Annotated in this window: 14 protein-coding genes and 2 rRNA genes; 7 read left to right on the top strand and 9 right to left on the bottom strand. The window is 61.2% G+C overall.

Annotation, left to right across the window (positions count from 1 at the left end; all coding sequences use genetic code 11):
* Window positions 1-5: 5 nt before the first annotated feature.
* Entirely contained in the window at window positions 6-1,142 is a 1,137-nt protein-coding gene (locus DM807_RS16610; RefSeq protein WP_012271537.1) for an NAD(P)/FAD-dependent oxidoreductase, read from the bottom strand.
* Window positions 1,143-1,257: 115 nt separating this feature from the next.
* On the opposite strand from DM807_RS16610, the gene DM807_RS16615 reads away from it, so the two are divergent.
* Window positions 1,258-1,851, top strand: coding sequence for a helix-turn-helix domain-containing protein (locus DM807_RS16615; RefSeq protein WP_012271536.1), 594 nt, complete (start codon window positions 1,258-1,260; stop codon window positions 1,849-1,851).
* 110 nt (window positions 1,852-1,961) lie between these two features.
* Window positions 1,962-2,747, top strand: coding sequence for a sulfite exporter TauE/SafE family protein (locus tag DM807_RS16620; protein ID WP_012271535.1), 786 nt, complete (start codon window positions 1,962-1,964; stop codon window positions 2,745-2,747).
* A gap of 3 nt (window positions 2,748-2,750) precedes the next feature.
* Here DM807_RS16620 and DM807_RS16625 read toward each other — a convergent pair whose 3' ends face one another.
* From DM807_RS16625 to DM807_RS16645, 5 genes are all read right to left on the bottom strand, one after another.
* The gene (locus DM807_RS16625) at window positions 2,751-3,290 is read right to left on the bottom strand and encodes a histidine phosphatase family protein (RefSeq protein ID WP_012271534.1); all 540 of its coding nucleotides are present in this window, start codon (window positions 3,288-3,290) and stop codon (window positions 2,751-2,753) included.
* Between the two features lie 111 nt (window positions 3,291-3,401).
* Window positions 3,402-3,740 (bottom strand): DUF3325 domain-containing protein, encoded by a 339-nt coding sequence (locus DM807_RS16630; protein ID WP_041166449.1) that lies wholly within the window; start codon window positions 3,738-3,740, stop codon window positions 3,402-3,404.
* Window positions 3,737-5,257 (bottom strand): PepSY-associated TM helix domain-containing protein, encoded by a 1,521-nt coding sequence (locus DM807_RS16635; protein ID WP_060514162.1) that lies wholly within the window; start codon window positions 5,255-5,257, stop codon window positions 3,737-3,739. Before DM807_RS16635 ends, DM807_RS16630 begins: the two co-directional genes overlap by 4 nt.
* Window positions 5,254-5,541, bottom strand: a complete 288-nt coding sequence (locus DM807_RS16640; RefSeq protein ID WP_012271531.1) for a hypothetical protein — start codon at window positions 5,539-5,541, stop codon at window positions 5,254-5,256. The genes DM807_RS16635 and DM807_RS16640 overlap by 4 nt, the downstream gene beginning before the upstream one ends.
* 55 nt (window positions 5,542-5,596) lie before the next feature.
* Window positions 5,597-7,831 carry a TonB-dependent siderophore receptor gene (locus tag DM807_RS16645; RefSeq protein ID WP_012271530.1) on the bottom strand — a complete coding sequence of 745 codons (2,235 nt, stop codon included), beginning with the start codon at window positions 7,829-7,831 and terminating at the stop codon, window positions 5,597-5,599.
* A 399-nt stretch (window positions 7,832-8,230) separates the two neighbouring features.
* On the opposite strand from DM807_RS16645, the gene DM807_RS16650 reads away from it, so the two are divergent.
* The 5 genes from DM807_RS16650 (at window position 8,231) to DM807_RS16670 (ending at window position 14,498) form a co-directional block, all read left to right on the top strand.
* Window positions 8,231-9,721: an aldehyde dehydrogenase gene (locus DM807_RS16650; protein ID WP_179027569.1), complete on the top strand. Its 1,491-nt coding sequence runs from the start codon at window positions 8,231-8,233 to the stop codon at window positions 9,719-9,721.
* 12 nt (window positions 9,722-9,733) lie between these two features.
* Window positions 9,734-10,918 (top strand): iron-containing alcohol dehydrogenase, encoded by a 1,185-nt coding sequence (locus tag DM807_RS16655; RefSeq protein ID WP_012271528.1) that lies wholly within the window; start codon window positions 9,734-9,736, stop codon window positions 10,916-10,918.
* 58 nt (window positions 10,919-10,976) lie between these two features.
* Window positions 10,977-12,419: a purine-cytosine permease family protein gene (locus DM807_RS16660; RefSeq protein ID WP_060493078.1), complete on the top strand. Its 1,443-nt coding sequence runs from the start codon at window positions 10,977-10,979 to the stop codon at window positions 12,417-12,419.
* Between the two features lie 111 nt (window positions 12,420-12,530).
* Window positions 12,531-13,169, top strand: coding sequence for a transcriptional regulator BetI (gene betI / locus DM807_RS16665; RefSeq protein ID WP_012271526.1), 639 nt, complete (start codon window positions 12,531-12,533; stop codon window positions 13,167-13,169).
* Window positions 13,170-13,283: 114 nt separating this feature from the next.
* Window positions 13,284-14,498 (top strand): MFS transporter, encoded by a 1,215-nt coding sequence (locus DM807_RS16670; protein ID WP_069942824.1) that lies wholly within the window; start codon window positions 13,284-13,286, stop codon window positions 14,496-14,498.
* A gap of 76 nt (window positions 14,499-14,574) precedes the next feature.
* On the opposite strand, the gene DM807_RS16675 is transcribed toward DM807_RS16670, so the two are convergent.
* The 3 genes from DM807_RS16675 to DM807_RS16685 all read right to left on the bottom strand — a co-directional run bounded on the left by DM807_RS16675 (window position 14,575) and on the right by DM807_RS16685 (window position 19,701).
* Entirely contained in the window at window positions 14,575-16,383 is a 1,809-nt protein-coding gene (locus DM807_RS16675) for an ABC transporter ATP-binding protein/permease (protein WP_071984324.1), read from the bottom strand.
* Window positions 16,384-16,556: 173 nt separating this feature from the next.
* Window positions 16,557-16,672 (bottom strand): 5S ribosomal RNA (gene rrf, locus DM807_RS16680).
* A gap of 136 nt (window positions 16,673-16,808) precedes the next feature.
* A 23S ribosomal RNA gene (locus tag DM807_RS16685) occupies window positions 16,809-19,701 on the bottom strand.
* Window positions 19,702-19,893: the final 192 nt, after the last annotated feature.

The following is a 19,893-nucleotide window of genomic DNA, read 5'->3' on the forward strand; positions in this document are numbered from 1 at the left end:
CTCCTTCAAGGGTGTTGGAAACGGGCCGGGGACAGGCGCTCGGGCGCCACGCCCTGGCTGACAAGGCTAGGACACAAGGGCTGGCCAAGCAGCAGGTCGGCGGCCAGGCGCGAAGCGCCCGCTGCCGACTGGATGCCATAGCCACCTTGCGCCGCCAGCCAGAAAAACGCGGGAGCGTGTGCATCGAAACCGATCACCAGGTCGCCATCGGCAACGAACGAGCGCAACCCGGCCCAGGTGTGGCTGGGGCGGCGGATCGCCAAGGTGGTCATGGCTTCGATGTTGTAGATACCCAAGGCCACGTCGAGCTCCTCGGGCGCGGCGTCCTGCGGTTCGACCGGGTCGGCATTGGCAGGCGACCCAAGCAACTGGCCGGCATCAGGCTTGAAGTAGAAGCTTTCGTCGACGCCGATCACCGCTGGCCAGCGGGCGAAGTCCTGGTCCGCAGGGCCTGGGAAGGTAAAGGCGCTACGTCGGCACGGTTGCAGGCCGATGCGCGCCACACCGCACTGCTCGGCCACGCGGTCGGCCCAGGCACCTGCGGCATTGACCAGTTGGCGTGCCTGCACGCGGCTGCCATCAGCCAGTTCCACCTGCCACAGGCCGTCCAGGTACCAGGCCTGGATCAGCTCGGCGTTGCAGCGCAGCTCACCGCCGGCCGCGCGATAACCGCGCAAGAAGCCCTGGTGCAGGGCGTGCACATCCAGGTCCATCGCGCCCGGCTCAAGTACTGCGCCGGCCAGGGTTTCGCCACGCAGGCTGGGCACCAGGGCCAGGGCGGCGTCACGGTCCAGCAGGCTGACTTCGGTGCCATTGGCCAGGTTCTGCGCGTGGGTCTGCTCCAGCAGCGCGTGCTGCTCCAGGCTGGCCACATACAGGCAGCCACGCGGTTCCAGCAGCGGGTGCTCGCAGAAGCCCTGCGGCGGCGCTTCGTAAAAGGCCCGGCTGGCGCGGGTCAACGCCTGTATCTGTGGCGTGCCGTAGGCTTCCATGAACATGGCCGCCGAACGCCCGGTGGAATGGTAGCCAGGCTGCGACTCGCGTTCGAGCAACAGCACATGCTGCTGGCCGGCCAAGCGATAGCCCAGCGAGGCGCCGGCAATGCCGGCACCGATGATCAGGGTGTCGTAGGTCGGGGTCATGCACGCTCCTGTCAGGCAAATTATCATTTATGAGAATTCTAATATATGAGAATTTAGAAATGCGCAAGGGTCCAAGGTAAGATGCCCGACCAACGCCGTATACCGAGAACCCTGAATGCCCGCTGCCCTACCCCTGCTCGACCGCGCCGTAGTCGGCCAGCGCCTGCGCCAGGTGCGCAAGGCGCGCCAGATGACCCTCAAGCAATTGTCCGAAGCCAGTGGCGTGCCGGTATCCACCTTGTCGAAGATGGAACTGGCGCAGGTGTCGGTCAGCTATGAAAAGCTCGCCGCCGCAGCGCGGGCGTTGAATGTCGACATCGCCCAGTTGTTTCGCGCCAGCGGCACGGTCAGCGCCCCGGTGCCGGTGACCGTAGTGGTCGATTCATTGCCGGCGGCGGCGGGCTATTCGACCGGTACCTATGACTATCACCCGATTGCCGGTGACTTCCCCGAACGGCGCATGACACCGGCCTATGCCCGCATCATTGCCCGCGAACGCGGCCAGTTCGACGATTTTATCCGCCACCCAGGGCAAGAGTTCGCCCTGGTACTGAGCGGGCGTGTGCGCATCGAGTTCGAAACCGGAGAAGCGGTGAGCATCGGGCCGCAGGAGACCGCTTATTTTGACAGCCAGGTAGGGCACATCTACCTGTCGGAAAGCGATGACGGGGGTGATGCGCATGTCATGGTGGTGATGACCGATCGGTGATTGGGTGCACCCAGTTATAACCTAATAACGAACAAGTCTATTTGGCTATAAAAAAATCTATATGCTGGCTTGCATCCGATAACGGGCAAAGTTGGGCAGTCGAGTAGCGTATGGATGTAGGTTCTTTCGGTTTCACCATTGCTGGCCTGGTCGTGGGTTTCATCGTCGGTATGACCGGCGTCGGTGGCGGCTCGCTGATGACCCCGATCCTGTTGTGGTTTGGCATCAACCCGGCGACAGCAGTCGGCACCGACCTACTCTATGCGGCCATCACCAAGGCCAGTGGCGTCTGGGTGCATGCGCGCCAAAAGAACATCGACTGGAAGATCACCGGCCTGCTCAGCCTGGGCAGCGTGCCCGCTGCGGCGCTGACCTTGTGGTTCCTCAGCACCCTGCACACCGACACCTCGGCGCTAAATGCGATCATCAAGCAAGGCCTGGCGGTGGTGCTGATCCTCACTGCGCTGGCCATCCTGTTCAAATCGCGCCTGCAGGCCTTCGCCAGCCGCCATGCCGGTGACCACTACCACCTCAGTGACCGCAGCCTCAATATCCTCACTGTGCTGACCGGTGTGGTGCTGGGCGTGATGGTTACCCTCACGTCCATCGGTGCTGGCGCATTGGGCACCGTGGCGCTGTTCCTGCTTTACCCGTTCCTGGTCACCCGCCGGCTGGTCGGCACCGAAATTGCCCACGCCGTACCGTTGACACTGGTAGCAGGCCTGGGCCACGCGGGCATGGGCAACATGGACTGGTCGTTGCTGGGCTACCTGCTGTTGGGCTCGCTGCCGGGTATCTACCTGGGCAGCCACCTCACCGGACGCATCTCCGACCGCGTGCTGCGCCCGTGCCTGGCCGCCATGCTGTTACTGATCGGTTACAAGCTCGCGTTCTGAGCCTTAGCCCAGGCGCAGTCGCCACTGCCCGGTGAAACTCAACACCAGGCGTGACAGTGGCAGCACATCGATACGCTGACCAGCAGTCAACGGGCACCCTAGCAACTGCACCAGTACCGCGCGCATGACCATCGGGTGGGTCACCGCCAACCATTCACCCGGCCTGTCGAAGGCCGCCAGCCAGGCGGCCAGGCGCTGGCACAGCGCAGCGAACGACTCCCCACCATGCACCGCACTGGCCGGGTCGTGCAGCCATTCGGCCAACGCCTGCGGTTGCTCGGCTTGCAACTGTTTCAACGACAACCCTTGCCAGCGCCCCAGGTCGCAATCGGCCAATGCCGGCTCGATTTGCACCTGCCCCGACAACCACGCCGCCGTCTCGCAGGCTCGCCGTTCTGGCGCAGTCAGCACGCGCATGCCGGGCAGAAGAACGTCGGCTTTCTGGGTCAACGGCAAGATGCCATCATCTGCACAGTGCAGGCTTCCGGTTTTCTGAGCCTGGGTCAGGGCATGGCAGATAAAGGTAAGGCGAATGGCTTTCACCGGGGCTCTCTCGCAGCAGGCTGGGGCCAATGGTTTAGCATGCTGCGAGGCTTTTGGCTGCAACAATGTCGTCGACTGAACAAACGCGTACCCCTTGCAGGAGCGTTCAGTTCACAGCGAAGAAACCCCTTGCACCAATCCCCATACCGGCAGCGCCCCCACCAGCCCCACTGCCAGCCGCGGCCAGTACGGCAGTAGCATCACCAGCAACAAGCCCGCCAGCGACAGCACGCCGAACCAGGCCACCGGCCCCATGGCCCAGCCCCAGGCCTGGGCGCACAGCGTCAGGCTAGCCAGCAACGCCAACCAACCTGCACTGCGCAGACCGATACGCAACACGCGTGGGCAGGTGCGATTCCACACCTGCTTGTAGTGCCGCTCCAGCCCTTGGCACAGCCCGAGCATGCCGGCGTAGGCGAACAGCACGCCGCCTATGACCCACATCGTCATGCCTCGGCCTCCATGCGCCGCCCCGCCCTGGCCTTCTGTGGCACCGGTTGCGCCTGCCGCACCCGCCAGGCCGCCAGCCCAAGCATTACCCCCAGCACCAGCGCACATGTCGCAACCCCCTGGCGCATCGAGTCTTCAAAGCCGCCAAACGCACCCAGGCCAATGCACAGCGTTGCCGCCAGCAGTAGTTGCTCGGCCCAGGCCCGGCGTGCCGGCCTGACGCCGGCATGCAACAGCGCCAGTAGCCAGATGCCAAAGAACGCACGCACCTCCCAGCTTTCCCGCTGTATCAGGTCAACCGGCAGCAACCGGCTGGCCCACAGCAGCCCTACGCACGCCAGCAACAGGCCGCTGATGAAGCCGACGTTGCACACCTCGGCCACCCGGTACCATCGTCGCGCCGAAGCATCGGCCGTGGTGCTGGTGTACTTGCGCCCGCGCTTCACGCAGAACAGCACCAGACCACTGGCGATCATCAGGCAGCTGACCAGCCCGCAAACGAAGTACAACCAACGCATCGGGTAACCGCCGAACTGGGCGAAGTGCAGGCCGACCATGACTCGCTGGGTCAAAGGCACCGCGCGCCACTGCGGCACGTCGCTGAGCAACTGCCCGCTGACGCCATCGAAGACCATCGCCTGCCCCTTGGCCAGGGCAATGCGGTTGCCCAACTCGGGGCGGATTTCGATACGCGCTGCCGCAGTGTTGGGGTTACGAATATTCAAGCCAGCAATCGGCCCCAAGCGCGCTTCGGCCTGGGCCAGCAACGGCACCACATCGACCAGCGGCGCTGGCTGCCTTGTCGCGCCACGGGGCTGTTCCAGGCGTGCATTGCCCTGGGCCTGGAAGTAGGCGCGCGTGTCGCCGGCGAACAATGCATCTACCCCGGCAGGGATATAGATGAGCATGAAAATCACCAGGCCGGTGTAGGTGATCATCAAGTGGAACGGCAGCAACAGCACAGCGCTGGCATTGTGAAAGTCCAGCCACGAACGCTGGCCCTTGTTTGGCCGGAAAGTGAAGAACTCCTTGAAGATCTTCTTGTGAATGACAATACCGGTGACCAACGCAGCAAGCATCACCAGCGCCAGCGCACCGACCACGAAGATGCCCCAGTTGCGTGGCAGGTCGAGGGTAAAGTGGAAGCGGAAGAAGAAGTTGCCGCCCACGCTGTCGCGCACCTCGATGGCCTCGCCAGTGCTCGGGTCAAGCTGCACGCCACCGCCGTGGCGCCGCTCACCGGTGGATACGCGCAACCCAGGCGATCGCTCGCTCGGCAGGCTGATACCCCAGTTGCCCGCCTGCGGCTCATGGGCCTGCAGGTAGGTGATGGCGCGCCGGGCGGCGTCGGCCTGGGACACCTGGGTGGCCGGGATTTCCGGCTGCATCCAGTGGTTGAGCTCCTTGTCGAACACCGCCAGGGTGCCGGTGACGAAGATGGCGAACAGCAGCCAGCCGAAGATCAGCCCGGCCCAGGTGTGCAGCCAGGCCATCGATTGGGTGAAGGTGTTCTTCATGCCAGCCACCCCAGCACTTGCGGCCAGAAGCCGATCAGGTTGAGGGGCACTGCCAGCGCCAGCGGCGCCCAGGCGCGCAGGGCATCACGGCAGGCAAACGCCCAGAGGATGGCGGCGGTGTAGAAGATGAAGGCCGGCAGTGTTGCGACGATGACCGCGTCGGTGGCGGACAGCGGCAGGGTACGAGCCAGGCACGCACTGGCGGCGTAGCTGAGGGCATAGCCGCCGAGCAGCGCGGCGCCGCTGCGGGAGAGGATTTGTAGCCAGGCGGGAAATTTAAACATTTGGCTTCCTGGAAAAACGTGTCCGCCGCGAATGGGCCGCAAAGCGGCCCGGGTCTCAGAAATTGATGTTCAGCGCAGCGAACACCGCCCTGCCCGGCTGGTTGTAAGTGTTTGCCCCCGAGCTGCTGGCATTGCCACCCCGCAGGATCTGCTTGTCGAACACGTTGTTCACCCCCACGCGCACGTCGTAGTTGGCGTTGAACTTGTACCCGGCACTCACGTCCACCAGGCCATAGGCCTCGACGTCCTGCTGTGCGGTCTTGTCGTAGTCTTGCTGGGTGCGGTAGTTGTAGGTCGGCGATTTCTGCTTGCCGAAATAGGTACCTGCCACCTGGAACGACAGCTGCTCGGTGGCACGCCAGTCGAGGGTGGTGTTGACGGTGTATTCCGGGATCACCGACAGCGGCTCGCCCGTCTCGCGGTTGTCGTTGTCGAGCATCCAGGTCAGGTTGGTGTTCCAGTCCAGGGTCGGGGTCAGCTCGATGAAGAGGTTGCCTTCGATACCTTCGACCCGCGCCTTGCCGGCGTTGTCCCACTGGGTCACGCGACTGCCGGTACCGATGGTGTAAAGCACATCGGTATCACCGATGATTTTGTTCTTGTAGTCGTTGCGGAAGTAGGTGGCACTGGTGCGCCAGGTACCACGGTCGTACTGCAGGCCGATCTCCTTGTTGACGCTGATCTCGGGCTTGAGGTCGGCGTTGCCCTGCAGGTAGCAGCCACCGTTGTTGGTCTGCTGCACACTACAACCGTTACCGCGGCTGTACAGCAAGTAGTTGGGGTTGGATTGGTACAGGTTCGGAACCTTATAGGCACGGGCAATGCCGCCTTTTACCGACAGCGCTTCGGTCAGCTTGTGGGACAGGTTGAGGCTGGGGCTGAAGTTGTCGCCGAAGGTTTCGTGGTGGTCGAAGCGCAAGCCAGGGGTAATGGTGGTGTCGCCAACAATGATGTTGTCTTCGACGAACAGCGCATAGCTGCGTGCGGTCATCTTCGAGCTGCTGCGATCGAAGCCGACAAGCCCGCCATTGCTGGTGGGGTCGGAACTTTGCGGGCGCAACGAACCCTGGTCGTTGAGGGCTTCATACAGGTACTCGCCGCCCAAAGTGAGCACGTGCTCGGTGCTGCCCATGGCGAACGGCAGGTTAACTTCACTGCTCAGGCGCGTGTTGCGCAAGCGTGACATGGCTCCACCCTCGTCGCTTGGCGCACCTTCGGTGCGGCCTGCCAGGCCCTCGTTGAGCCGCCAGTTGCGCACGTACTCGTAGGCCAGCGTGGTCTTGCTGGTGCCCCAGGTGAAATCACCGAGGTGGGTCAGGTCGTAGGTGCTGCGCTGCATGACGTTGGTTTCGTGGCCGTACAGACTGGAGACGAAATCGACGTCGCCGCCGCCATTGCTGTTCATGGTGTCGCCGGCAAAGATGTTGCCCTGGCGGCTGTAACCGGCGCTGGCTTCGAGGCGATGCTCGTCGTTCAGTTTCCAGCTCAGCAGCCCGTTGATGTCCTTGTTGCGCACCCCTTCACGCCCCGCCACCAGTGCACTGGTGGCATGCCCGGCGTTGATGTCCAGGTCGTCGGCATCCGTCTTGGCCAGGCCGCCATACAGGCGGAAGCCGAGGTTATCGGTAAGCCCACCGCCGAGGTTGAAGTTGGCCCGGCGGCTGGCGCCTTCGGCGCTGTCTTCGGGCAGTTGGGTGTATAGGCTGACGCTGCCTTTCAGCTCGTCAGAAGGGCGCTTGGTGATGATGTTGACCACCCCGCCCATAGCGCCGGAGCCGTATCGTGCGGCGGCCGGGCCCCGCAGGATCTCGATGCGCTCGACCGCTTCGGCCGGCACCCAATTGGTTTCACCCCGGGTATCTCGGTCACCGTTCCAGCCATAGCGCACGGCGTTGCGCGCGCTGGACGGCTTGCCGTCGATGAGGATCAGGGTGTTTTCCGGGCCCATGCCGCGCAGGTCGATCTGGCGGTTGTTGCCGCGTGCGCCACTGGCGCTGTTGCCGGTCAGGTTGACGCCGGGCTCGCGGCGAATAATGTCGGACAGGTCATTGGCCGGCGGGTGGCGCTTGATGTCTTCGGCGGTGATGATCGACGTACCCAGGGCCTGTCGCGCTTCGCGCTCGGCAGTGATCAGGGTGTCCTGGATCACCAACGCATTGTCGGCAACCGGCACTTCCAGCACCTCACCCGCACGCTGCTCCTCGGCTTCTGCCGCGGTGGCCATCATGGCCGGCGACGCCAGCGCGACGAACGCCAGGGCCAGGCTGTTGGGTGAAGTTCTGCACTGCATGGGTACATCTCCTGCGATTCATGAGCAAAAAGGCACATCCCTGTCGGAAACCGGGAGCCCTCGCCCACCGGCCCCGCAAACACAGTTTGGCGGCCAACAGGGGTGGTAAATATAGGGAATCGCAAATGCGAGTAAATCTTATTTACGAACTTTACATGTTTGTAACGGAACTTTGCTGAACCGCGGAATAGAGCGCCGCTTTAGGCTCGCGGCGGACTCGGCAACGCCGAGCTCGCTATTTGTCACCGAGCCCTCTGGTGACCTTGGCGGAAAAAATAGCGCTACCATTTTCGGTCATTACTGAAAAAGTCTTCAATAGCAACCGCCTCACTATTGAATAGATTTTCAGTATGCCATAGGATCTCCGAGCCTAAACAAAAACAACATGAGGAGATGCGCATGCCGCAACTCAGAGATGCCGTCTATTGGCGTGGACGAAGCACCGACCTGGTGGTGGAGGCGCGTGCGTTCATCGCCGGTGCCTATGTGGGGGCCAGCGAAGGCGAGACGTTTGCTGTGTGCAGCCCGATTGATGGCCGCGAGCTGGCGCAGGTTGCGTTGTGCCGTGGGACTGACGTAGAACGCGCCGTGGCTGCCGCCCGCGGGGCATTCGAGCGCGGTGGCTGGGCCGACCTGGTACCACGCCAGCGCAAGGCCGTTCTGCTGCGCTGGGCTGCGTTGATGAGGGAGCACGCCGAGGAGCTGGCGCTGCTGGAAACCCTGGACACTGGCAAACCCATCGCCGATACCACGGCGGTGGATATTCCCAGTTCCATCTACTGCCTGGAATGGTTCGCCGAGCTGGTCGACAAGGTCACCGGCGAGGTGCCCGCCTGCGATCCGCAGTTCCTCGGCACCGTGACCCGCGAGCCGGTCGGCGTGGTGGCGGCAATAGTGCCCTGGAACTACCCGCTGCTGATGGCGACCTGGAAGTTCGCCCCGGCCCTGGCCGCCGGCAACAGCCTAATCCTCAAGCCTTCGGAGAAGAGCCCGCTGAGCGCCTTGCGCATTGCCGGCCTTGCCCGCGAGGCGGGTATTCCCGAGGGCGTTTTCAACGTGGTGCCGGGCGATGGCGAGACCGGTCGCCTGCTCAGCCTGCACCCGCAGATCGACTGCCTGGCCTTCACCGGCTCCGGCGCTGTTGGCCGGCAGATCAGCCGCAATGCGGCGGACGGCAATCTCAAGCGCGTCTGGCTGGAGCTGGGCGGCAAATCGGCGAACATCGTCATGGCCGACTGCCCGGACCTGCACCGTGCGGCTGAGGCTGCCGCGGCTGCGGTGTTCAGCAACATGGGCCAGGTGTGCAGCGCAGGTTCGCGCCTGTTGGTGCAGCGCCCTATCGCCGGGGCCTTCATCGCCGAACTGCTGGAGGCCGCGCGCGCCTACTTGCCCGGCGACCCGTTGGACCCGACCAGCGTCACCGGCAGCCTGATCGATGAAGCCCAGTACCAGCGTGTACGCCAATACATCGAGCTGGGCAAGCGTGAAGCGCGCCTGCTGCTGGGGGGCGAGGACTGCGCGGCGGTCCCCGGCGGCCACTATCTGCAACCGACCATCTTCGCCACTGACGCCACCTCGCGCATCGCCCGCGAAGAGGTCTTCGGGCCGGTGCTGAGCGTCATCGAATTCGATGGGCTGGACGACGCCATCGCTGTCGCCAATGCCAGCGAATACGGCCTGGCGGCGGCCTTCTGGTCGGCCGACCTCGGCGCCATCCGCCGTGCCTCGCGACGCCTGCGTGCCGGCACCGTGTGGGTGAACTGCTACGACGAGCTGCTCGACATGAACTTCCCGTTCGGTGGCTTCAAGGAGTCCGGCAATGGCCGGGACAACTCCGTGCACGCCCTGGACAAGTACAGCGAACTCAAGTCGACCATCATCCGCTGCTGAAGGTGCAATACCGTGATTGACAATCTTTCCCCCCTGTCGCGGCAGAGCTGGAGCCTGCCACTTCCCATCGAGTACGGCCCTGGCGCGCGGACCGCGCTGGTCGAGCTGTGCAAACGGCATGGCATTTCCCGGCCGTTGATCGTGACCGACCAGGGCTCGATGCGCCTGCCCTTCGTGGCCGAGCTGCAGGACTTGCTGAACGATGCGGGCCTGGCATGCGGGCTGTTCGGCGAGGTCGAGCCCAACCCCAGTGATCGCGCCGTGCTCAAAGGCGCCGCGGCGTTTCGCGAGTGGCGCGCCGACGGCATCATCGCCCTCGGTGGCGGTAGTGGCCTGGACGGCGGCAAGGCCGTGGCCCTGGTGGCCCGGCAGACACGTCTGCCGTTGTGGGCGTTCGATTTCGACAAGCCGGTACCCGAAGGCCTGGTCGCCAACGATTTCCCGCCGGTGATCTGCATCCCGACCACCGCCGGCACCGGTGCCGAGACCGAGAGCACGGCGATGCTCACCGACAGCGAGCGCGCTATCAAAGGCTGCGTCTGGCATCCGCTGGCGCGTCCCCAGGCGGTGATCCTCGACCCCGAACTGACCCTCAGCCTGCCGGCGCACCTGACGGCCTGGACCGGCCTGGATGCGGTCATCCATGCCCTGGAAGCCTACTTCGTGCCAACCTTCAATCCGCTCTGCGACGGCGCCGCGCTGCAGGCGCTGGAACTGCTCTGGGGTTCCCTGGAGCAAGCTGTGGAACAGGGCGACGATCTCGAAGCACGCGGACGCATGCTGATCGGTTCGTGCCTGGCGGGCGTGGCCTTCCTCAAAGGGCTTGGCCTGGTCCATGCGCTCAGCCACATGGTCGGTGCCACCTACAACAGCCATCATGGTTTGACCAACGCCATGATTCTGCCCAGGGTGCTGCGCTTCAACCGCGCGGCCATCGAGCCGCGCCTGGGGCCGGTGTGTCGCGCCATGGGGTTGGCGGGCGAAGACTTCGAGAGTTTCCAACGGGCGATCTGTGCGTGCCTGGACCGCCTTGCCATCCCGGTTTCCCTGGCCTCGCTGGGCTTACGCAGCGATGACATTCCAGCCATTGCGCGCAAAGCCATGGGTGATCCGGCGCGGCAGACCAACCCGCGCCCAAGCAGTCTCGAAGACCTGGAAGCGCTGCTGCATCAAGCCCTGGAAGAGAAACGGGCCTAGTCGCGGGAAGCGACGACCTTGCTGTGCTCACAACAATATCAATAAAGGTACGAACCCCATGTCAGCTCCCAAGACTGCCTCCGCCAACGGACGGCTGAATCTGGAAACCCGTTCCATCGACTACGTGCCCCTCGCCGAGCGCCACGGCAAGGCTTGGCACCTGTGGCCAATCTGGTTCTGTGGCGAGGCGCACCTGACCACCCTGGCGGTAGGCATCATCGGCATCGGCCTGGGGGCCAACCTGATGTGGTCCGCCATCGCCATCTTCCTCGGTTGTGCCTTCGGCACCCTGTTCATGGCCGGGCACTCCACCCAGGGGCCACAGATGGGGCTGCCGCAACTGATCCAGTCGCGGCCGCAGTTCGGCTACTTGGGAGCGCTGTTGGTGTACGTGGTGGCCATCGTCACCTACGTTGGCTACAACGCCTTCAACCAACTGCTGGTGGGGCAGACCCTGCACGAGCTGTTCGACGCCCCGCAGGAGCCCTCGGCGATCCTCTTCTCGCTAGTGGCCATCGCCATGGCCATCGCCGGCTACAACACCTTCCACAAGGTGCAGCGCTGGCTGGCGTTCCTGCTGATCGGGGTCATGGCGGTGTTTACCGTCGGCCTGTGCGTCTACGTGAAACTGCCGCAGGAGCACTTGACCCTCAGCGGTTTCAAGGCCACGCCCTTCCTTGCGCAGTTTTTTGTTGCCGCCGCGTACCAGTTGAGCTGGGCGATCTATGTGTCGGACTACTCGCGCTACCTGCCGCCGAATGTCAGTGTCCGCTCATCGTTCTGGTGGACGTACCTGGGCGCGATGATCGGTGGCGTGTGGATGATGCTCCTCGGCGCGTTGGCCGCCGCCTTGAGTCCCGGCCAGAATCTCGCCAAGGGCTTGGTGCTGCTGGGCGACATGGTGTTCCACGGTTTCGGCGAGTTTGTCCTGATTCTCGCCGTGCTGAGCCTGGTGACCAGTGCCGCACAGAACTTCTACGGCGCGTCGATCACGCTCTTGAGCATCGTCGACACGGTGAAGCCCCAGACGTCGACCCTGCTCAAGCGTGTGCTATCGATGCTGGCAGTGGGCGGCGCGGCGATCTATATCGCGATGACCGCCTCCGACAACTTCGTAAAGGACTTCGGTGACTTCCTCGCAATCCTGCTGTACCTGTTCACGCCTTGGACGGCGATCAACCTGGTGGACTTCTACGTAGTGCGTCACGGCAAGTTCTCTATCCGGGAAATTTTCAAGCCCAAAGGCATCTATGGACGCTGGAACTGGCGGGGCATTGGTGCCTACCTGGTGGGCTTCGTGGTCATGCTGCCATTCTCCGCGACTGGGCTGTACACCGGTTACGTGGCGCGGCAACTGGACGGCGCCGACATCAGCATGCCGATCGGCCTTGCAGTATCGGCGCTCGCTTACTGGTGGCTGTGCCGCTCGCAAAACATTAAACAAGAGCTCAGTCAGGTCGGCCGCCTCGATCAGGACCTGGAAAACGGCGCAACAGCTTGAGGTTGAGCTTCGGCACCTGCACGCATCGGTAAATCTTGTTAGATTGGCGTCCCCGCCCGGTGCTCTGCATCGGGCGGGCTTGCCATTCCAGTGAGAGAAACGGATTCAGCCATGAGCGTGGACAGCCAGAACGATAAGCCCCGAAAGCGCAGGACCAGAGTCGATCCAGAGACACGGCGCAAGGCCATCGTCGAAGCGACCATGCGCTGCATCACGCGCTTCGGCCACGCCGGCACTACCATCGAACGCATCTGCGACGAGGCCGAGGTGTCGGTCGGGCTGATCGGTCATCATTTCTCCAGCAAGGACGAACTGATGCTCGCCACCTATCAGGAGCTCACCAACCAGTTGCGCGAGGAGACCCGCCGCTATCTGGAAACCAAGGGCAGTACGCCTGTGGAGCGTCTCACCGCGATCATCCGCTCCTCATTCCGGGGCAGCATTTTCAATGAGTTCATCCTCACCACTTGGCTCGGCTTCTGGAGCGCGGCGGTGTCTTCCGAGCAACTGCGGGAGCTCAATCGCAAACTCTATGCTGACTACCGCAAGGAGCTTGAGGGGGTGTTCAAAGCCATCGCAGCCGAGCGAGACCTGGCGCTAGATGCCAAGGGCAGCGCGCTGATTATCACCGCTTTGATTGATGGCTTCTGGTTGGAGTGGGCACTGGACCATAGGGCTTTCAGCGCCCGCAAGGCAGAAAAGTGCTGTTTGCAGACGGCGCAGCTGTTGATTGGTGCGCAGCCCGTCTAAGAGCTGTGGGGGTTATCTGCCTGAGCATGTACCTGCTTTCACTTGCGACATCCGATTTGCATCCTGCGTAGGGGCTCCTACAGTTTCGAACGTACAACTCTGCCGAGAGCCCAGATGCGCAGCAATGAAGACAGCAGCCCCGCAAGCCCCGCCAGGGGCCTGACGAAAATCCCTCGCAGTGTCTGGGCACTGGGCTTCGTGTCGATGTTCATGGACATCTCCTCGGAAATGATCCACGCCCTGTTGCCCTTGTACATGGTCAGTGTGCTTGGTGCTTCGGTAGTAGCTGTGGGCTTTATCGAAGGCATCGCCGAGGCGACTGCATCGATCACCAAGGTATTTTCCGGTGCTCTCAGCGACCGGCTGGGCAAACGCAAGCTGCTGACGGTACTCGGCTACGGCCTGGGTGCGCTGACCAAACCGGTATTTCCCATGGCCTCGGGGCTTGAGTGGCTGACGGCGGCACGCTTCGTCGACCGGGTCGGAAAAGGCATTCGTGGGGCGCCGCGCGATGCGCTGGTGGCCGATGTTACGCCAGCCGAGTTGCGTGGCGCGGCGTTCGGCCTGCGCCAGGCCCTCGACACCGTGGGCGCCTTCCTCGGACCGTTGTTGGCGATCGTGTTGATGTGGCTGACCGCGAGCCATTTCCAGACCGTATTCTGGGTGGCGGTGATCCCTGCTTTCGTGGCGGTATACATCCTCATCGCCTTCGTTCGCGAACCTGAAACGCCGGCCACGGGGCGGCCGGTACGCTCACCGTTGGCACTGCACGAACTGGGGCGCCTTGGGCCGCCCTATTGGCGCCTGATCGGCCTGGCCACGTTATTCACCCTCGCCCGCTTCAGCGAGGCATTCCTGCTGCTGCGTGCGCAAGACATGGGCCTGGCACCTTTGTGGGCGCCGGCGGTGCTGGTATTGATGGCACTGGCCTACTCACTGTCGGCCTACCCCGCCGGGGTGCTGTCGGACCGGGTGGGGCGCCGTGGCGTGCTGATGGTCGGGCTGGGTTTGCTGATCACTGCCGACCTGCTATTGGCCCTGCTGCCGGGCTGGGCCGGGTTGGCCCTTGGGGTAGCGGCCTGGGGCTTGCACCTGGGCTTCAGCCAAGGCATTTTCGCGGCCATGATCGCCGACAGCGCCCCGGCCAACCTGCGTGGTACCGCCTTCGGCCTGTTCAACCTGCTGACCGGTGTAGCGCTGCTGGTGGCCAGCGTGGTAGCCGGATTGCTGTGGGATGGTGTGGGGTTCCAGGCAACGTTCCTGGTCGGGGCGGGGTTTGCCGGCGCCACCCTGGCGGGACTGACGCTAATGAAGGTGACAGGATCATGATCACTACCACCGCCATGTCCATGACCGCCAGCCTCTGGTGGTGGGGCTGGCGGATACATGCTTGGATCGATCCGGGCTAGGCCATCGCTGCCTGCTGCTCCAGCAACGTCCAGCCGCCCTGCCCGTTCACCTCCAGCCGGTGGGTATGGAACCCTGCCAGCGTGCTGCGGTGGCCGACACTGACCAGCAATGCACCCGGCATTTCTGAGCGCAGCAGCGCATACAGGGCATGCTCGAGCCCCTCATCCATCGCTGAGGTGGACTCGTCGAGGAACACCACCTGCGGCCGGTTGAACAGCACCCTGGCGAACGCCAGGCGCTGCTGCTCACCCACCGAGAGGATGTGTGACCAGTCGCTGCTGACGTCCAGGCGTTCGGCCAGGTGGGCCAGGTTGACCTGGCGCAACGCCTGCTGCATTCGCGCCTCATCCTCGGGCTTGCCGGCTGCCGGGTAGGCAATGACGGTACGCAAATCACCTAGCGGCAGGTACGGGCGCTGCGACAGGAACAACGCCTGGTGACCCGTCGGCCGCCTGACTTCACCTTCGGCATACGGCCACAACCCTGCCAGGGCGCGCAGCAGCGTGGTCTTGCCACTGCCCGATGGCCCTTTGATCAACAACGCCTGACCGGCGTGCAAGCTCAAGTCCAGGTCGGCGATAAGGGCGTGTCCGTCCGGGCGTAGTACCTGCAGCCCCATGATCTGCAGCGCATGCGCCTGGTCTTCGGTAGTCACTCGCGGCAACCCACTTGCCTGCTCGTTAGCATCGAGAAAACCGGTCAGACGGTCGAGCGTAGCGCGATACTGGGCGAACGCATCGTACGACTCTCGGAAGAACGACAAAGAGTCCTGCACCTGGCCAAAGGCCTGGGACGTTTGCATGACGTCGCCCAGCTTTATCGCGCCACTGAAGAAGCGCGGCGCCTGGAGAATGAACGGGAACACCACGGCAACCTGACTGACACCCAGGTTGAAGCCACTGAACTTCAGGTTCCGGAACACCAATGCCCAGGCATTGACGATCAAGGCAGCAAAACGGCCCAGCAACGTGCCCCGCTCCACTTGCGCACCTTGATAGAAGGCAATGTTCTCTGCGTTCTCACGCAGGCGCATCAACGCGTAACGGAAGTTGGCGGTGAGTTTTTCGTTGAGGAAGTTCAGGCGGATCAGCGGGCGCCCGAGGCGGAAGGCGACCCAGGTGGCGACGATGACATACAGGTACACGGCAAACACCATCGCCCGAGGGATCTCCACCCCAGCCACTGTCAACGGTGCTGACAGCCCCCAGAGGATACCGGTGAACGCCACCAGTGAAACCAGCGCACTGACCGCGCCCAGGGCAAGGGTGACCGAGTTGGTGACGAAGGCGTTGACGTCCAGTTCGATACGCTGGTCGGGGTTGTCCACCGGCTCGGCGAGGAACTGGCCACGGTAGTAGGCATCGCCCTGCATCCAGTCGTGGGTCAGGCGCTCGGTCAACCAGACCCGCCACTTGATGCTGAATGCCTGGCTTACATAGAAGGTAAACAACGAGCGCAGCACGTGGATGGTGGCCAGTACCGCGAAGACCCCGAGCAGGTACCAGAAAGCGGCTTGGTCGAGGCCCTGCAGGGCGCTGTAGAAGCCGTTGTACCAGAATGAAAACAGCACATTGAGCCGAACCGAGAACAGCGTCAGTACCAGCAGAAGGGCAAACACCAGCAACGGTCGCCAACTGCGCCTGAAACTGAAATAGGGCCCGGCGAGCTGCCAGAACTGGCTACCCCAGCGCGTGCAACGCACAGCCAGTGCTGCGGCTGCAGTGAAGCAGACAAGGGTGATGAACGAGGCGATCGCCAGCCAGCTCAGGCTCTCTTGCAGGGCCTGGTGCCAGTTCATTTCCATGGTAGGTATCCGTGATGAGTATTTCCGCGAGCGTAGCATTGTCCCGCGATTCGTCAGGCATAGATGACGCACATTTCATGAACTGTAGAAGCGACAATGTGTGGGGCTTGGATTTCAAGCCACAAAGACAAAACCCCTACCTGCATGCGCAGATAGGGGTTTTGCGAAATGAATCTTGACGATGACCTACTCTCACATGGGGAAACCCCACACTACCATCGGCGATGCATCGTTTCACTGCTGAGTTCGGGATGGGATCAGGTGGTTCCAATGCTCTATGGTCGTCAAGAAATTCTGTAGCCAGAATGTCCAGATGGACAGCCCAGCGAATTCGGATATGTGATTGTGTGGTTCGTTGCGAACTTTCGGTTCGTATCATCTTCACCACCGCAATTTGGCTGACGCGCAAATTGCTTGGGTGTTATATGGTCAAGCCTCACGGGCAATTAGTATTGGTTAGCTCAACGCCTCACAGCGCTTACACACCCAACCTATCAACGTCGTAGTCTTCGACGGCCCTTTAGGGGATTCAAGATCCCAGTGAGATCTCATCTTGAGGCAAGTTTCCCGCTTAGATGCTTTCAGCGGTTATCTCTTCCGAACATAGCTACCCGGCAATGCCACTGGCGTGACAACCGGAACACCAGAGGTTCGTCCACTCCGGTCCTCTCGTACTAGGAGCAGCCCCTCTCAAATCTCAAACGTCCACGGCAGATAGGGACCGAACTGTCTCACGACGTTCTAAACCCAGCTCGCGTACCACTTTAAATGGCGAACAGCCATACCCTTGGGACCGGCTTCAGCCCCAGGATGTGATGAGCCGACATCGAGGTGCCAAACACCGCCGTCGATATGAACTCTTGGGCGGTATCAGCCTGTTATCCCCGGAGTACCTTTTATCCGTTGAGCGATGGCCCTTCCATACAGAACCACCGGATCACTAAGACCTACTTTCGTACCTGCTCGACGTGTGTGTCTCGCAGTCAAGCGCGCTTTTGCCTTTATACTCTACGACCGATTTCCGACCGGTCTGAGCGCACCTTCGTACTCCTCCGTTACTCTTTGGGAGGAGACCGCCCCAGTCAAACTACCCACCATACACTGTCCTCGATCCGGATAACGGACCTGAGTTAGAACCTCAAAGTTGCCAGGGTGGTATTTCAAGGATGGCTCCATGAGAACTGGCGTCCCCACTTCAAAGCCTCCCACCTATCCTACACAAGCAAATTCAAAGTCCAGTGCAAAGCTATAGTAAAGGTTCACGGGGTCTTTCCGTCTAGCCGCGGATACACTGCATCTTCACAGCGATTTCAATTTCACTGAGTCTCGGGTGGAGACAGCGCCGCCATCGTTACGCCATTCGTGCAGGTCGGAACTTACCCGACAAGGAATTTCGCTACCTTAGGACCGTTATAGTTACGGCCGCCGTTTACCGGGGCTTCGATCAAGAGCTTCGCTTGCGCTAACCCCATCAATTAACCTTCCGGCACCGGGCAGGCGTCACACCCTATACGTCCACTTTCGTGTTTGCAGAGTGCTGTGTTTTTAATAAACAGTCGCAGCGGCCTGGTATCTTCGACCGGCATGGGCTTACGGAGCAAGTCCTTAACCCTCGCCGGCGCACCTTCTCCCGAAGTTACGGTGCCATTTTGCCTAGTTCCTTCACCCGAGTTCTCTCAAGCGCCTTGGTATTCTCTACCTAACCACCTGTGTCGGTTTGGGGTACGGTTCCCAGTTATCTGAAGCTTAGGAGCTTTTCTTGGAAGCATGGTATCAACCACTTCGTCGCCTAAAGGCAACTCGTCATCAGCTCTCGGCCTTGAAATCCCGGATTTGCCTAAGATTCCAGCCTACCACCTTAAACCTGGACAACCAACGCCAGGCTGGCCTAACCTTCTCCGTCCCTCCATCGCAATAACTGGAAGTACAGGAATATTAACCTGTTTTCCATCGACTACGCTTTTCAGCCTCGCCTTAGGGACCGACTAACCCTGCGTCGATTAACGTTGCGCAGGAAACCTTGGTCTTTCGGCGTGCGAGTTTTTCACTCGCATTGTCGTTACTCATGTCAGCATTCGCACTTCTGATACCTCCAGCAAGCTTCTCAACTCACCTTCACAGGCTTACAGAACGCTCCTCTACCGCATCACCAAAAGGTGATACCCGTAGCTTCGGTGCATGGTTTGAGCCCCGTTACATCTTCCGCGCAGGCCGACTCGACTAGTGAGCTATTACGCTTTCTTTAAAGGGTGGCTGCTTCTAAGCCAACCTCCTAGCTGTCTAAGCCTTCCCACATCGTTTCCCACTTAACCATGACTTTGGGACCTTAGCTGACGGTCTGGGTTGTTTCCCTTTTCACGACGGACGTTAGCACCCGCCGTGTGTCTCCCATGCTCGGCACTTGTAGGTATTCGGAGTTTGCATCGGTTTGGTAAGTCGGGATGACCCCCTAGCCGAAACAGTGCTCTACCCCCTACAGTGATACATGAGGCGCTACCTAAATAGCTTTCGAGGAGAACCAGCTATCTCCGAGCTTGATTAGCCTTTCACTCCGATCCACAGGTCATCCGCTAACTTTTCAACGGTAGTCGGTTCGGTCCTCCAGTCAGTGTTACCTAACCTTCAACCTGCCCATGGATAGATCGCCCGGTTTCGGGTCTATACCCAGCGACTAAACGCCCTATTAAGACTCGCTTTCGCTACGCCTCCCCTATTCGGTTAAGCTCGCCACTGAATATAAGTCGCTGACCCATTATACAAAAGGTACGCAGTCACCTAACAAAGTAGGCTCCCACTGCTTGTACGCATACGGTTTCAGGTTCTATTTCACTCCCCTCTCCGGGGTTCTTTTCGCCTTTCCCTCACGGTACTGGTTCACTATCGGTCAGTCAGTAGTATTTAGCCTTGGAGGATGGTCCCCCCATATTCAGACAAAGTTTCTCGTGCTCCGTCCTACTCGATTTCATTGATAAGAGATTTTCGTGTACGGGGCTATCACCCACTATGGCCGCACTTTCCAGAGCGTTCCACTAATCTCAAACCAACTTAAGGGCTGGTCCCCGTTCGCTCGCCACTACTAAGGGAATCTCGGTTGATTTCTTTTCCTCAGGGTACTTAGATGTTTCAGTTCCCCTGGTTCGCCTCTTGCACCTATGTATTCAGTACAAGATAACCAGCTTATGCTGGCTGGGTTCCCCCATTCAGAGATCTCTGGATCACAGTCTGTTTGCCGACTCCCCAAAGCTTATCGCAGGCTACCACGTCTTTCATCGCCTCTGACTGCCAAGGCATCCACCGTATGCGCTTCTTCACTTGACCATATAACCCCAAGCAATCTGGTTATACTGTGAAGACGACATTCGCCGAAAATTCGCACGTCGCTCTTTCGAGCAGAACTCACAAATTTTACCTTAGCCTGATTAACCAGCAGTGAAACTGGCCATCAGTCTATTTCTATCACATATCCGAATTTTTAAAGAACGATCTGACAAAAGTCAGAAATCAACATTC

It is taken from the genome of Pseudomonas hunanensis, from assembly GCF_013393325.1.
GTDB classification, from domain to species: domain Bacteria; phylum Pseudomonadota; class Gammaproteobacteria; order Pseudomonadales; family Pseudomonadaceae; genus Aquipseudomonas; species Aquipseudomonas putida_P.

What these genes read in the sequence shown, in the direction of transcription:
- betI (WP_012271526.1), top strand. Translation starts at nt 12,531, where the DNA reads ATGAGCGTGGACAGCCAGAACGATAAGCCCCGAAAGCGCAGGACCAGA.
- DM807_RS16645 (WP_012271530.1), bottom strand. Translation starts at nt 7,831, where the DNA reads ATGCAGTGCAGAACTTCACCCAACAGCCTGGCCCTGGCGTTCGTCGCG.
- DM807_RS16610 (WP_012271537.1), bottom strand. Translation starts at nt 1,142, where the DNA reads ATGACCCCGACCTACGACACCCTGATCATCGGTGCCGGCATTGCCGGC.
- DM807_RS16660 (WP_060493078.1), top strand. Translation starts at nt 10,977, where the DNA reads ATGTCAGCTCCCAAGACTGCCTCCGCCAACGGACGGCTGAATCTGGAA.
- DM807_RS16650 (WP_179027569.1), top strand. Translation starts at nt 8,231, where the DNA reads ATGCCGCAACTCAGAGATGCCGTCTATTGGCGTGGACGAAGCACCGAC.
- DM807_RS16635 (WP_060514162.1), bottom strand. Translation starts at nt 5,257, where the DNA reads ATGAAGAACACCTTCACCCAATCGATGGCCTGGCTGCACACCTGGGCC.
- DM807_RS16620 (WP_012271535.1), top strand. Translation starts at nt 1,962, where the DNA reads ATGGATGTAGGTTCTTTCGGTTTCACCATTGCTGGCCTGGTCGTGGGT.
- DM807_RS16670 (WP_069942824.1), top strand. Translation starts at nt 13,284, where the DNA reads ATGCGCAGCAATGAAGACAGCAGCCCCGCAAGCCCCGCCAGGGGCCTG.
- DM807_RS16630 (WP_041166449.1), bottom strand. Translation starts at nt 3,740, where the DNA reads ATGACGATGTGGGTCATAGGCGGCGTGCTGTTCGCCTACGCCGGCATG.
- DM807_RS16675 (WP_071984324.1), bottom strand. Translation starts at nt 16,383, where the DNA reads ATGGAAATGAACTGGCACCAGGCCCTGCAAGAGAGCCTGAGCTGGCTG.
- DM807_RS16640 (WP_012271531.1), bottom strand. Translation starts at nt 5,541, where the DNA reads ATGTTTAAATTTCCCGCCTGGCTACAAATCCTCTCCCGCAGCGGCGCC.
- DM807_RS16615 (WP_012271536.1), top strand. Translation starts at nt 1,258, where the DNA reads ATGCCCGCTGCCCTACCCCTGCTCGACCGCGCCGTAGTCGGCCAGCGC.